The organism is Methylocystis sp. H4A, from assembly GCF_015709545.1.
GTDB lineage: Bacteria > Pseudomonadota > Alphaproteobacteria > Rhizobiales > Beijerinckiaceae > Methylocystis > Methylocystis silviterrae.
In genome coordinates this window covers 948,739-961,881 of the sequence record NZ_JADNQY010000028.1, presented here as the reverse complement: position 1 = coordinate 961,881, position 13,143 = coordinate 948,739, and the positions used below count along the sequence as shown (strand labels likewise).

General features: G+C 63.7%; 16 protein-coding genes. 10 read left to right on the top strand and 6 right to left on the bottom strand.

All coding sequences use genetic code 11. The annotated features are described in order from the left end of the window. Positions 1–79: 79 nt before the first annotated feature. Positions 80–835, bottom strand: a complete 756-nt coding sequence (locus IYW40_RS21205) for a GyrI-like domain-containing protein (protein ID WP_196402171.1) — start codon at positions 833–835, stop codon at positions 80–82. 141 nt (positions 836–976) lie between these two features. On the opposite strand from IYW40_RS21205, the gene dapF reads away from it, so the two are divergent. Beyond that, on the top strand, positions 977–1,840 hold the full coding sequence (dapF, locus tag IYW40_RS21200; protein ID WP_196402170.1) for a diaminopimelate epimerase: 864 nt from the start codon (positions 977–979) through the stop codon (positions 1,838–1,840). After that, complete coding sequence (locus IYW40_RS21195) at positions 1,837–3,015, top strand: MiaB/RimO family radical SAM methylthiotransferase (RefSeq protein WP_196402169.1); 1,179 nt, start codon at positions 1,837–1,839, stop codon at positions 3,013–3,015. The genes dapF and IYW40_RS21195 overlap by 4 nt, the downstream gene beginning before the upstream one ends. On the opposite strand, the gene IYW40_RS21190 is transcribed toward IYW40_RS21195, so the two are convergent. Both IYW40_RS21190 and IYW40_RS21185 read right to left on the bottom strand, forming a co-directional pair. Beyond that, positions 2,996–4,180, bottom strand: coding sequence for a PQQ-dependent sugar dehydrogenase (locus IYW40_RS21190; protein WP_196402168.1), 1,185 nt, complete (start codon positions 4,178–4,180; stop codon positions 2,996–2,998). The genes IYW40_RS21195 and IYW40_RS21190 overlap by 20 nt on opposite strands. A gap of 113 nt (positions 4,181–4,293) precedes the next feature. Beyond that, entirely contained in the window at positions 4,294–4,686 is a 393-nt protein-coding gene (locus IYW40_RS21185; protein ID WP_196402167.1) for a PRC-barrel domain-containing protein, read from the bottom strand. Between the two features lie 330 nt (positions 4,687–5,016). On the opposite strand from IYW40_RS21185, the gene IYW40_RS21180 reads away from it, so the two are divergent. Next, positions 5,017–5,715 carry a TerC family protein gene (locus tag IYW40_RS21180; protein WP_109025401.1) on the top strand — a complete coding sequence of 233 codons (699 nt, stop codon included), beginning with the start codon at positions 5,017–5,019 and terminating at the stop codon, positions 5,713–5,715. A 107-nt stretch (positions 5,716–5,822) separates the two neighbouring features. Here IYW40_RS21180 and IYW40_RS21175 read toward each other — a convergent pair whose 3' ends face one another. Together IYW40_RS21175 and rpsU are read right to left on the bottom strand one after the other, a co-directional pair. Continuing rightward, entirely contained in the window at positions 5,823–6,698 is an 876-nt protein-coding gene (locus tag IYW40_RS21175; protein WP_196402166.1) for a tetratricopeptide repeat protein, read from the bottom strand. Positions 6,699–6,804: 106 nt separating this feature from the next. After that, positions 6,805–7,041 (bottom strand): 30S ribosomal protein S21, encoded by a 237-nt coding sequence (gene rpsU, locus IYW40_RS21170; RefSeq protein WP_018408012.1) that lies wholly within the window; start codon positions 7,039–7,041, stop codon positions 6,805–6,807. A 264-nt stretch (positions 7,042–7,305) separates the two neighbouring features. Here rpsU and IYW40_RS21165 point away from each other — a divergent pair, with 264 nt between their 5' ends. The 5 genes from IYW40_RS21165 to IYW40_RS21145 all read left to right on the top strand — a co-directional run bounded on the left by IYW40_RS21165 (position 7,306) and on the right by IYW40_RS21145 (position 11,294). Next, complete coding sequence (locus IYW40_RS21165) at positions 7,306–7,473, top strand: hypothetical protein (RefSeq protein ID WP_196402165.1); 168 nt, start codon at positions 7,306–7,308, stop codon at positions 7,471–7,473. Beyond that, positions 7,470–8,255, top strand: coding sequence for an ABC transporter ATP-binding protein (locus IYW40_RS21160; protein ID WP_196402164.1), 786 nt, complete (start codon positions 7,470–7,472; stop codon positions 8,253–8,255). Before IYW40_RS21165 ends, IYW40_RS21160 begins: the two co-directional genes overlap by 4 nt. Continuing rightward, the gene (locus tag IYW40_RS21155) at positions 8,245–9,114 is read left to right on the top strand and encodes a metal ABC transporter permease (protein ID WP_196402254.1); all 870 of its coding nucleotides are present in this window, start codon (positions 8,245–8,247) and stop codon (positions 9,112–9,114) included. The genes IYW40_RS21160 and IYW40_RS21155 overlap by 11 nt, the downstream gene beginning before the upstream one ends. 5 nt (positions 9,115–9,119) lie before the next feature. After that, positions 9,120–9,995, top strand: a complete 876-nt coding sequence (locus tag IYW40_RS21150; protein ID WP_196402163.1) for a metal ABC transporter substrate-binding protein — start codon at positions 9,120–9,122, stop codon at positions 9,993–9,995. A gap of 147 nt (positions 9,996–10,142) precedes the next feature. Further along, entirely contained in the window at positions 10,143–11,294 is a 1,152-nt protein-coding gene (locus tag IYW40_RS21145) for a GTP-binding protein (RefSeq protein WP_196402162.1), read from the top strand. Here IYW40_RS21145 and IYW40_RS21140 read toward each other — a convergent pair. Further along, positions 11,285–11,815: a DUF6101 family protein gene (locus IYW40_RS21140; RefSeq protein WP_196402161.1), complete on the bottom strand. Its 531-nt coding sequence runs from the start codon at positions 11,813–11,815 to the stop codon at positions 11,285–11,287. The genes IYW40_RS21145 and IYW40_RS21140 overlap by 10 nt on opposite strands. Positions 11,816–12,034: 219 nt before the next feature. On the opposite strand from IYW40_RS21140, the gene IYW40_RS21135 reads away from it, so the two are divergent. Continuing rightward, positions 12,035–12,856, top strand: coding sequence for a 3'(2'),5'-bisphosphate nucleotidase CysQ (locus IYW40_RS21135; protein WP_246720950.1), 822 nt, complete (start codon positions 12,035–12,037; stop codon positions 12,854–12,856). Then, entirely contained in the window at positions 12,853–13,113 is a 261-nt protein-coding gene (locus tag IYW40_RS21130; RefSeq protein WP_175094853.1) for a DUF4170 domain-containing protein, read from the top strand. The genes IYW40_RS21135 and IYW40_RS21130 overlap by 4 nt, the downstream gene beginning before the upstream one ends. Positions 13,114–13,143: the final 30 nt, after the last annotated feature.

Here is a 13,143-nt window from a genome sequence, read left to right as displayed (position 1 = left end):
TTTTCGAAACGCGCTACGCATGGCACATCCATCGATGTTATAATTTAGTTATAACATCGATGGATGGATTCGCAACCGCTCACTTCAAAAACACATAAATATCGACGTCGACATTCGCGTCGTCGCCCTTAAAGTCGGTGAGATATTCCTCGAGAATGAGATCCTTCGTATCGAGCCCCTTCTCATCGAGATAGGCGGCGATCGCCTCATAGGTGGCTTCGATCTCGTCATAGGCGCCGCGATGCTGGAATTTGAGCGCCTTTCCGGCTGGCGAAGCGCCGATGCCGACGCCCTCGGGCAGCTTGGGCTTGCCTTCCGGCGCCGCCGCAAGCGGAACCATCGCCTCGAAGGCGAAGCCCGTGTCGTCGGTTTTGGTGAAAACGGCGAACGGCCGGCCGTTGACCGCAAGGCCCGCCGTTCCGACGGCGTCGTTGAGCTTGCCGAGCGCCTCGCTGATCGTCTTCGCCGCGTCCTCCCACTTGCCCTGTCCTTTGATGACGGCGGCGGGGCGGGCGTCGACCGTCACGGTCTGGCTCATCATGGCCTGCGCCGCTTCGTCGTGGGCAGTGGGCGGCGCCGCGTCGCCTGGCTTTGCCTCTTCCGGTTTCACATCGCCAGGCTTGGCGTCGCTCGTTTCGCCGGGTTTCGTGTCTGGCGCCGCATTTGGCGGGGCAGGCTTTTGCGGCGTGGCGGATGTGTCCGCGTCCTCAACGCCGGCGACCGGAACCAGCGCGCGTTCGGAGTAGATCGCGGCGCCCGCGACCAGAATGATGAAGACCGCCAGCGCGCGCCAATGGCGTCGCAGGCTATCCAGCAAGCCCGGTTCTTCTTCCATCGTCGAGCTTTCCTAAACGGCCAGCATGGCCTTTTCGCGCGCACATGTGACGCGCGTGCGGCGGGAGCCCGCAGTGGCGCTTTGGCGCAGCCTTCTCTATATACGAGCGCGTCTTCCGGAGAATAGGCGAAAAGCTGCCCCATGGCGCATCCGCTCGACCATCTTCCGATTCTGCGCATGAATGGCGCCGGAAACGAAATTCTCGTTCTCGATTTGCGCGGGAGCGACCACGAGCTTGCGCCGCAGGAAGCGCGCGCCATCGCCAACGCGCCGGGCCTGCGCTTCGATCAGCTGATGGCGCTCCATACGCCGCGCCGGCTGGGCGACGACGCGTATATGCGCATCTACAATATCGACGGCTCTCTCTCCGCCGCCTGCGGCAATGGCACGCGCTGCGTCGCCTATGCGCTGGCGCGCGAAGGCAAGGACACGCTGCGTCTGGAGACGGACGCCGGCCTCATCGAAACGCGCCGTCAAGCCGATACGGTTTTCACTGTCGACATGGGTCGTCCGCGGTTGGGCTGGCGCGAGATTCCGCTCGCCCGCGCCGTGGAGGATACGCGCGAGGTCGCGCTCGATCCGCCCATCGCCGGCGCGCCGGCGCGCTTCTCCGCGGTGAGCATGGGCAATCCTCATGCCGTGTTCTTTGTCGACGACGCGACGCAGCTTGATCTCGAGACGCTTGGCCCGCGCATCGAACGCCATCCGCTCTTTCCCGAACGCGTCAATGTCTCCTTCGCGCAGATGCTTTCGCGCGACGATATTTTGCTGCGCGTCTGGGAGCGCGGAACCGGCGCGACCAAGGCCTGCGGCTCGGCCGCCTGCGCGACGCTCGTCGCCGCCGCGCGCGCAGGGCTCGGCGAGCGCACGGCGCGTCTGCGCCTGCCGGGCGGCGATCTCACGATCGAATGGCGGACGGACGATCATGTGCTGATGACGGGGCCGGTCGAATTCGAATTTGAAACCAGGCTCGATCCCCAGATCTTTCAGGGCGCCCTAGCGTGAACGCGCCGCTTCGCAACGCCGAGGTGGTCACCTTCGGGTGCCGGCTTAACGCCGTCGAGTCGCAGGAGCTCGCCAAAGCGCACGCCAGTGCGCGCGAGACGGTGATCGTCAACACCTGTGCCGTCACTGGCGAGGCCACGCGGCAAGCGCGTCAGGCGATCCGCCGCTTGCATCGTGAGCGGCCAGAGGCCGAGATCGTCGTCGCGGGCTGCGCAGCGCGGCTCGATCCTCCAGGCTTCGCCCAGATTGAAGGGGTGACGCGGGTTCTCGCCGAACATGCGCCAAATCGCGCGCTTGCGAGCGTTGAAGGCACGCGCGGTCTGCTTGCCGTGCAGAACGGCTGCGATCATCGCTGCACCTTCTGCATCATTCCCTTCGGACGCGGCGCGGCGCGCTCGGCGCCGCCGGGTGAGGTCGTCGCGCAGGCCGGCGCGCTTGTCGCGAGCGGCAAGAAGGAGATCGTGCTGACGGGCGTCGATCTCACGAGCTACGGCGTCGACCTTGGCGGAGATTGGACGCTCGGGCGCCTCGTGCGTCTGCTGCTGCGCCGCCTTCCGGAGCTTGAACGGCTACGTCTCTCGTCGGTCGATTGCATTGAAGTCGACGAAGATCTCGTCGAAACTTTCGCGGAAGATTCGCGGCTTTGCCCGCATCTTCATCTGTCGCTGCAGTCCGGCGACGATCTGATCTTGAAACGCATGAAGCGCCGCCACTCGCGACAGAGCGCCATTGAGGTCTGCCGCACGCTACGCAAGCGGCGGCCCGACATCATCTTTGGCGCCGACTTCATCGTCGGCTTTCCGACCGAGACGGAAGAGATGTTCGACGCAACGCTCGACATCGTCGATGCCTGCGATCTCACGCATCTCCATGTCTTTCCCTTCTCGCCACGTCCGGGAACGCCGGCGGCGCGCATGCCGCAAGTCGCGCCGCAGATCGCCAAAGAGCGCGCGGCGCGATTGCGGGAAAAGGGCGACGCCGCGCTGCGCCGCCATCTCGATGCGCAGATCGGCAGGACCTTGCAGCTCTTGAGCGAGCGCGGCGGAATGGGCCGCGCCGCCGATTTCACCCTCGCGCACACGCCTGACGTTGACGCGAGTCGAATGATTGAGGCGCTCTGCACGGGTCATGACGGGCGCGCGCTGACGACGCGCCTCACGGCGCTTGGTAGGTGATCCGGTAGATCGCGCCGTTCTGGTCGTCGGTGACGAGAAGCGAGCCGTCCGCAAGTTCCGCAACGTCGACCGGCCTGCCGAGATAGTATCCGGAGCCGGTGTTCCAGCCTTCCGCGAATGGCGTGCTCGCGGTCGTCCCGGCGCGCGTGACCATCACGCGCGCGCCGATCGGGACGCTCCGGTCCCACGATCCGTGCTGCGCGTAAAACATCGCGCCTCGATATTCCTTCGGGAACATGTCGCCGCGGTAAAACATCATGCCAAGATCGGCCGCATGCGGCGCGGTCTCCACGACAGGGAAGACGACGTCCTTCGGCGGCTCAGCGCGCGCATATTCATTGGTGCGCACATGTCCGCCGCCATACCAGGGGAAGCCGAAGTTCAGTCCTGGTCTGTCGGCCCGATTGATTTCGCCAGGCGGCCGATCGTCGCCCATCGAGTCGACCTGATTGTCGGTGAACCAGAGCGATCCGTCCGCGTCGAACGCCATGCCGACGGAATTGCGAATGCCGGTCGCGAAGACTTCGCGCTGCGATCCGTCGAGATTCATCCGAATGATGCCGCCGATTCCCGTCTTCTCGTAAAGCGCGAGCTTGTCTCGCGGCGTGACATTGTGCGGCTGGCCAAGGGAAATGTAGAGCTTGTCGTCAGGTCCGACGCGGCACACGCGGGAGGCATGGCCGCGGCTCTCTTCGTTCCTTGGAATGAGATCGCCTGATTTTACGACGATCTTGGCGTTCGCCGCCGCGTCGCGCCATGTGCTTTCCGCATCGTCGAACCGTGTGACGCGGTTACGCTCAACGAGAAAAAGCGCGCCCCCGTTTGAGAAGCAAACGCCATGCGGCATCGTGAATGGCATGGACGGCGCGAAGCGTTCGACCGCAGCGGCCGTCTTCTCGCCGGGCGTGATCGCATAGACGTCCTTCTCCTCGGCGCCGACAAAAATCGTCTTTCCTTCTGGCCCGATGGCGAGCGTGCGCGCCCGCGGCGCTAGAGCATAGAGCGAAATCGAGAAGCCTGGAGGAAGTTTGATGCGCTTGAGAGTTGATTCTATCTCTGCGCTACGACGGTCTTGCTCTGCGCTACGACGGTCTTCCGCCCTCGCGACGGCGACGCCACAGCCCAAAGCGCAGAAAAGCAAAAATGCGGCAGCTCCGACGCGCATTTCAAAGACCTTTCGGATAATCCTTTCGACGCCATATAGGCGGCAAAAAGGGCGGAGCCAGTTACGGCTCCGCCCTACCGCGGGTTCCCACTTCGGTCAAAGTCACTTAGACGTCACCGGTCTCTCGACATCGTCGACGTCGTCGTGTCTTCCCAATAGGGGGAGGACCCGTAGTTTCTGTGCAGCCGGCTTTCCCAATCGCGATCGCTCCAGCTTTCTTCGCCAGCGAATTCGGGAGCGTTCTGCAGCTGCTCTTCCGTCACATCCGCGATGTATCCGCCAAGATTGGTGTCGTAACGGAACGCCTTCCAGGGCAAGGGATGCTCGCCTTCGCCGATGCCGAGAAAGCCGCCGAAGGTCATAATCGCGTATCGAACCGAACCAGAAACGCGATCGATCATCAGGTGGTCGATTTCGCCAATCTTGTTGCCGGCCGCGTCATACACATCCGTGCCTTCGACCTTATCGCTGGAGATAAGGTTGGCGTTTGGCTGTGCCATGCCCATAGTAACCTCCTGCAGCGCGCACTTAACCGACGCCATTGTCGAACTTGCCGCGCCTTTCCCGAAAGAACACAGGGTGAAGCCCCTTGTTCCTCGCGAAAACCAAAAATCGGCGGCTACATAAGCTTAGCGACGTCTTCCTTCTTCGGTAAAATGCCGCTAATGCAAGAGCGTGATGCGCGGCGCCTCCAGATGAAAAGCTTCAGTCATCGGGTGACCGCAGTCGCCCATCGCCAATGCATCAGGCGGATTGCGCCGAGGCGGGTTCGTCCTAGCGACTCCGTTCGTTGGCAATCGCAGCAATGGGCCTCGCCCGGCAGGTAAGAAGCGCGCATGTCTCCGGAATTCAGCCTTGGCTGGGAAGTCTTCGAGATCATCTGGATCAACCTGCTGCTCTCGGGCGACAATGCGATTTTGATCGCGCTTGCGTGCCGACAACTGCCGGTGCGTCAGCGGCGCTGGGGCGTATTTCTGGGCGCGCTTGGCGGCGTCATACTGCGCATCGCTTTCACGCTCGTCGTCGTCGAGCTTATGGCGGTACCCTATCTGAAAATTGTCGGGGCCATTCTGCTGCTCATCGTCGCTGTGAAACTGCTGATCGACGAAGCCGAGCATTCCGACGTCAAGGCCAAACCCAACCTCTGGAGCGCGGTCGGCGCCATCATTATGGCGGACGCCGTGATGTCGCTCGACAATGTGATCGCCATCGCGGCGGCGGCGCATGGCTCGACCAATCTCATCGTCTTCGGGCTTCTCGTTTCGGTGCCGATCGTGATGTTCGGCGCGGGCGCGCTGCTGAAGGTGCTGGAGAGATTTCCGGCGCTGGTCTGGGCCGGCGCAGGCCTTCTCGGCTGGGTCGCGGGCGACATGGCGGGCGCCGACCCGGCCCTGCCCACATTCGTGCATGTCACGAACCACGGCGCGCTCGAACTTGGGCTTTCGATTGCCGGCTGCGTGCTGGTGCTGGCCGTCGCCTTCGCGATTGCGATTTACCGGCAATGGCGCGAGGACCAGCGCGTCTCGCGAGACTAGAGCGCTTCCCGATCACATGGAATCATGTGATCGATAAGGAATCGCTCAAAATCAAAATGGTGGAGCAGGTTCCATCGAAAAAGTCCGTCAACTTTTCGGAACCTGCGCTAGCCGCGTCCCATGCCCTGTCTGGCGAGGGGCTGCTGCGGATCGAGCGTGAGCGCGCGCTGAAAGGATTCCCGCGCCTTGGAGCGGTCGCCGCTCTTGTCGTAAGCGACGCCGAGCCAGGCCCACGCGAGCGCGCTCTTGCTGTCGACGTTGAGCGCGGCGTTGAAATCCTCGACCGCCTTGTCGTATTTGCCGAGCGTGACCAGGCTTTCGCCGCGCGCCAGGTAGGGCGCCGCCGCAAAGGGATCGCGGTCGATGGCGTTGTCGAAATCGGTCACGGCGCGCGCATCATCGCCGCGTTTCTGATGGATCAGCCCGCGTGCATGAAACGCCTGCGCGCTTTCGGGATTGAGGCGAATGGCCTGGTCGAGATCGGCAAGCGCCTGATCAAGGTTGCCCTGGGCGCGCAGCAGGTTGGCGCGACCGACGTAAGCCGGCGCATGTTTGGGATTGACTTCGATCGCTCGGTCGAAGTCGGCGCGGGCGGCGTCGCTCTGGCCCATTTGGCGGAGCGCGAGCGCGCGATTGGTGTAGGCCGCCGAATTATTTGGCTCGAGCTTGATGGCCTGCGTGAAGTCGGCGACCGCCTCCTGGAACCGCCCGACCCGAGCGTAAGCGACGCCGCGGGTGTCGTACGCCTCAGCGCTCGACGGATTGCGCCGAATCACTTCGGTGAGCGAATTAATGTTGACGGAGGCGGAGTTCGGGTCGGTGTCGGCGATCTCGGCGATGCCGCGTCCCGGCGGCCGGATGCCGCTCGCGGTTTCGCAGCCCGCCAGAGCGATGATGGCGAGCGCCGCCGCGCCGCGCGTTAGGGCCTGACCAGATAGGAGCGAAGCTTGGCGACGCGACGTCGCCGCACGGCAAAAGCCCATGCCTTCAGATCCTCCCAGCCGCAATGCGTCTTCCCCGTGTCTCAATCTATGCGCAATTTTTAAAAGGCGCGTGCAATCCGGCGAGAATTCGACAGCTCTAGCCAGATCAGCGGGCGCCGACCGGCTTCGCCTTCACCGGCAGCAGGCCTTCGCGCTGGAGCTTCTTGCGGGCCAGCTTGCGGGCGCGACGGACCGCTTCGGCCTTCTCGCGTGCGCGCTTCTCGGACGGCTTTTCATAATGACCGCGCAGTTTCATTTCGCGGAAGATGCCCTCGCGTTGCATCTTCTTTTTCAGAGCCTTGAGCGCCTGATCGACATTGTTGTCGCGAACGAGAACTTGCACGTATCCATCCTGTGTTTGGGATCCGCCGCGACGGCTCCGTCGTTGAGCGGCTTTAATAGATAATAGGTCTCCGGGCGCTGACGGAGCGCCTGACCCGTGCGGCACGGGATAACAGAATCGCCTTCCCCTGTCCACGGCCGATTGGCGCGAACGCGCCTCAACCTATACTTAGCGCGGCGCTCCCCGGCGCCTTATCCGCGCTGGCGAGGCGCATGACGCCTTGTTCAATCCCGGCGTTATAATATAACATTGGTTATGTTCGACATGACGACGCAAGAACGCGCCGTGCCCCAGCATGTGCGCGCCGGCGCAGCCGCTGGCGCTCGAGAGGCGCGGCTCACAGCTCTCGGAGCTTCCGCCGGCGCCCGCGTTATCGTCGCCGCGCTGCTTCTTGCGGCCTTGTGGGCCAGCGCCTACTGGGCGCTGCATTGAGCGCGGCCGCCAATGCGCCGGCGATCCGGCTCGTCAATCTCACCCTCGGCTATGATCGTCGCCCCGCGGTTCATCACCTTGAGGGCGAAATCGCCCCCGGAGAAGGACTCGCCGTCTGCGGCCCGAACGGCGCCGGCAAGTCGACGCTGCTCAAAGCGCTCGCCGGGCTGCTGACGCCGCTCGGCGGAGATATCCATTTCGGCGACCTGTCGCCGCGCGCCGTCGCCTATCTGCCGCAGGTCGTCGACATTGACCGCGCTTTCCCGATCAACGTGCGCGATTTCGTGGCCATGGGCGCTCTGGCGCGCGTCGGTCTTTTCGGGGCGCTGAACGCGGGCGAGCAGGTTCGGGTGGGCGCGGCGATCGAGACGGTCGGACTCGTCGGCTTCGAATCGCGGACGCTCGAAACCCTGTCCGGCGGACAGATGCAACGGGCGCTGTTCGCGCGTCTGATCGTCCAGGATCAGCCGGTCATTCTTCTCGACGAGCCTTTCGGCGCGATCGACGCAGCGACGATCGACGATCTTTTGGCCTTGATCGCGCGATGGCGCGCCGAAGGGCGCACCGTCGTCGCCGTTCTGCACGAATTGGACATCGTCCGCCGCGCTTTCCCGCGCACGCTGCTGCTTGCCCGCGAGTGCATCTTCTGGGGCGACACGCGCGACGCCCTTTGCGAAAAGAATCTCATCCGCGCGCGCGCCATGTCGGAAGCCTTCGACGAGCGCGCGCGCGAATGTCTTCGCGATGAGTTTGAAACCGAAGATCGTCTGCATGTTCACTGAGGTCTTCGTCACGCCATTCGCCGATTATGAATTCATGCGACGGGCGCTTGTCGGCTCCCTGGCGCTCGCGCTTTCAGGCGCGCCGCTCGGCGTCTTCTTGATCCTTCGGCGCATGTCGCTTGCCGGCGACGCGTTGTCCCATGCGATCCTGCCTGGGGCCGCCGTCGGCTATCTCGTCGCCGGGCTGTCTTTGCCCGCGATGACCTTCGGCGGCCTCTTCGCCGGACTCGTCGTCGCGCTCGCCGCCGGCGCGGCCTCGCGATTTACGACGCTGCGCGAGGACGCGTCGCTCGCGGCCTTCTATCTCGTCTCGCTGGCGCTGGGCGTGACGCTCGTATCGCTGCGCGGCTCAAACGTCGATCTGCTCCACGTGCTCTTCGGCTCGGTCGTCGGACTGGACGACGCAGCGCTGCTGCTGCTCGTCGGCGTCTCGACCGTCACGCTCATTCTGCTGGCGGTTTTCTACCGAGCGCTGGTGTTGGATACGCTCGATCCTCTGTTCTTACGGCAGACGAGCACATTCGGCGAATTCACGCCGTTCCTGTTCCTCGCCTTGGTGGTGCTCAATCTCGTCGCCGGCTTTCATGCGCTCGGCACGCTGATGGCCGTCGGCGTGATGATGCTTCCCGCCGCTGCGGCGCGGTTGTGGACGCGCGATCTCGCCATCGCCCTGCCCCTCGCCGCGGCGATCGGCGCCCTCTGCTGTTACGGCGGTCTCGTCTTCTCCAACGAGACCAGCGCGCCGACGGGACCCGCCATCATTCTCGCCGCGGGCGTCGTCTATTTTTTCTCGATGATTTTTGGCCGCGCCGGCGGCGTGCTGCGGTTGAAACGGCCGCGCCGGCATCTCGAAGGATGAAAGCGATGCTTACACGCCGCAGCGCGCTAGCGTTTTCACTCGCCGCATTCGTCGCGCCAGCGATGGCGCAGGCGCAGAAAATTCCCGTCGTCGCCAGCTTTTCGATTATCGGCGATCTTGTGCGGCAGGTCGGCGGCGACCGGGTTTCCGTCACCACCATCGTCGGGCCCGACGGCGACGCCCATGTCTACCAGCCCAGTCCGGCCGACGGCCGCAGCATCGCGCAAGCCTGGCTGATTTTCGTCAACGGGCTCGGATTTGAAGGCTGGCTCGACCGTCTCGTCACTGCCGCCAAAAGCAAGGGCGAGGTGTTCACTTTGGGCAAAGGCGTCACTGCGCGAAAGGACGAAGAGGGACAAGATCCGCACGCCTGGCAGGACGTCGCCAACGGAAAAGTTTATGTCGAGGCCATCCGGGAAGCGCTGACGGCCGTCGATCCTGAGGGCGCCCAGACCTATAAGGCCAACGCCGACGCCTATCTCGCCAGGCTCGACGCGCTCGACGCGGAAATCCAGCAGGCGATCGCCGCCATTCCCCAGGAGCGTCGCCGCGTCGTCTCGACTCATGACGCCTTCGGCTATTTCGCCGCGCGCTACGGCGTCGAGTTCATCGCGCCGCAGGGCGTGTCGACGGAGGCTGACGTCAGCGCCCGCGACGTGGCGAAGATCATCGACGCGGTCAGGGCGCATAAGGTTCGGGCGGTCTTCATCGAAAACATCGCCGATCCGCGCCTCGCCAAAAGGATCGCCAGCGAGACCGGCGCCCGGATGGGCGGCGTGCTCTATTCCGATGCGCTGTCCGACGCCAAGGGCGATGGCGCGACCTATATCGACATGATGCGCCACAATGTAAGACAATTGGCGAAAGCCTTGGCGCAGTAGCCCCCTCCCCACCCCTCCCCCACTTCGTGGGAGAGGGAGCAGGCCGGCCCTCTTAGAGAGTTTCGCGCAAGGCCGATCATTAGGGTCCCCTCTCCCGCTTGCGGGGGAGGGACAGGGTGGGGGCGAACGAAACTGGAGTAAGCGGAATTGACCGAGAAAATCCCCGTTACCGTCATCACCGGCTATCTCGGCGCCGGCAAGACGACGCTTCTCAATCGCATTCTCACCGAGCAGCATGGCCGGCGCTACGCCGTCATCGTCAATGAATTCGGCGAGATCGGCATCGACAATGACCTTGTCGTCGGCGCCGACGAAGAAGTCTTCGAGATGAACAACGGCTGCATCTGCTGCACCGTGCGCGGCGATCTCATTCGCATCATCGAAGGTCTGATGCGCCGACGCGGCAAGTTCGACGCGATCGTCGTCGAGACGACGGGACTCGCCAATCCGGCGCCCGTCGCGCAGACTTTCTTCATGGATGCTGACGTCAAGGAGGCGGCGCGGCTCGATGCGGTGGTGACGGTCGCCGACGCCAAATGGCTTGGCGAGCGGCTGAAGGACGCGCCGGAAGCGAAGAGTCAGATCGCCTTCGCTGATGTGATCGTCCTGAACAAAACAGATCTCGTTTCAGCCGATGAGCTCGCGGAAGTCGAAGGCCGCATCCGCGCGATCAATCCCTACGCCGCTTTGCATCGCGCGGTGAGGTCGGACGTTCCCCTGCAGGCGGTTTTGGAGCGCAACGCCTTCGACCTCGACCGGATTCTGGAGATCGAGCCGGCGTTCCTCGAAGCCGAGGAGTCGACGAGTCACGATCATGATGATGCGCATCACGGCCATGATCATGAGTGCAGTCCAGATTGCGGCCATGATCATCACGACCACGATCATCAGCACGGTCATGGCCATGAGCATGAGCATGAGCATGAAAATCATCACGCGCCTCACGCCGGGCTGAAGCATTTCCATGACGACGAGATGCATTCCGTCTCGATCCGCCACGAGGGCCCGGTCGATCCTGAACGATTCGTTCCCTGGCTGAACGATCTGATTCAGCGCGACGGACCTGACATTCTGCGCAGCAAGGGAATCATCGCCTTCAAGGACGAGCCGCGGCGGTTCGTGTTCCAAGGCGTCCATCAGATCCTCGATGGCGATTTGCAGCGAGAATGGAAGGAAGGCGAGAAGCGCGAATCGCGCCTCGTCTTCATCGGCAGGAAGCTCAAGGAGCAGGAAATCCGCGAAGGCTTCGAGAAGATCGTCCTTGGCGCGTCGGCCGCGCAGGAGACGCTTCATTCATAAGAAATGATCTCGCGCTCGTCGCCATGCACGACCTTGGCGCGGCGCGAGTCGCCAGCCTTGCGGCGCATGAGAAATCGCGGACGACGCTTGCCCAAACTGGTCTCGCAGCGCCGGCGCACGAAGGCGGCGGCGATCTCTTCGTCAACGCTCTCGCGCGAACGCAGCGCGCCATCTTCCTCGGTGACCCGCGGCAGCCCAAGCCAGGCCGCCCAATGACGCCAGTCGGATGCGGCGGCGCCGCAGTCTTGAGTCTCGCCGAGAAGAATGTCGAGGTCCGGGTCGCGGTGCGCCAGCGAAAGAACGTAGCGCGGCGATCCGTCGTCCGCGGGCTGCACCTCGAGGGCGACGCCGCAATAGGCGGTGACGGGCACCGAGATGACCATGGAGACGCCGCTAAATCGACGGGAGATCAAGACGTCCTCCCGGGTCACGCGGATGCGCCGCGCCCCGCCGTCGGCGCGGCGGTCACGCTGAACGAAGACCCTTTCGTCGATCCTGCGCGCAGTATTGGCCTCAACCATCGATCGCTCCTTGCAGCTTGAATTCCGTTTCGGCGCTTATATTGCCGCAGCCTGCCCGCGAAGGCCCTAAAAAGCCTGGTGAACAGCACGTAAATCATTGCTTCTACGCATGGTTTAGGCGATGAGAGTGAAGTCCATGAAAACGAATTCGTTCAAATTGCTCCTATTCTGCGCAACGCGCCCGCTTGCGGCCCGCCGGCGCCTCACCTACTCCTCCTCATGATGGGCTCCAGCCAAGCAGAACTCGCCGCTTTTCTTCCAGAACTCGAGAGCGTCACGCGCAGGGCCGGCGACATCGCCATGGCTTATTTCCGCCTGGGCGAAACCACGACCGCCGCAGTGTCCTACAAGGGCGGCGGCTCGCCGGTCACCGAGGCCGATTTCGCCGTCGATCGGTTCCTGTTCCATGAGATGGCGCGCATTGCGCCCGAGGCGGCGTGGCTTTCCGAAGAGAGCGTCGACACCGCCGAGCGGCTGGCGCGCGACGCCTTGATGGTGGTCGATCCGATCGATGGAACGCTGGCGTTCTCGCGCGGCGACGCGCGTTGGTCGGTTTCCATCGCTCTGGTGGTTGGCGGCCGGCCGGTCGCCGGGATCATCCACGCGCCGGCGCTGGGCGAGACTTACATCGGCGCGCTCGGTCTCGGCGCCTTCCTCAACGGCTCCCCCCTCATCGCGCCGCAGCGCGCCGAAATCGCCGGCGCGGCGCTCGTCGCGCCTCGTACGATGCAGGACCGGCTGGCCGCGTCGCCACGGGGATTCGTGATGGCGCCGCGAACGCCCTCGCTCGCGCTGCGGCTTGCCGATATCGCCTCCGGCCGGCATGATATCGTGGTCGCCGCGCCCAATGCGCGCGACTGGGACATCGCCGCCGCGGATATTCTCCTCGCAGAAGCGGGCGCCATGTTGAGCGAGCCGGAGGGCGTCGCGCTCACCTATAATCGCCCGTCGCTCGCCCGCGACATGCTCATCGCGGCTCCGAAATCGCTGTTCGACGATAGCCTCGCGCTGGCGCGGGAGGTCTTGGAAGGAAAATTATGAACAAGACGACGCAAGCAACCTCGGCGAAGAAAGAAAAACAGCTGTTGCATCTTGTATTTGGCGGCGAGCTGGAAACGCTCGACGGCGTCGCGTTCCGCGACCCGAGCAAGCTCGACGTCGTCGGCATCTATCCGGACAATGATAGCGCGCTCGCCGCATGGAAAGCTAAAGCGCAATCCACGGTGGACAATGCGCATATGCGTTATTTCGTGGTGCACCTTTATCGGCTGCTCGATCCGGATGTGGAGAAGCTATAGGCGGCCTTCCAAAATTCGCCGGTATTGCCA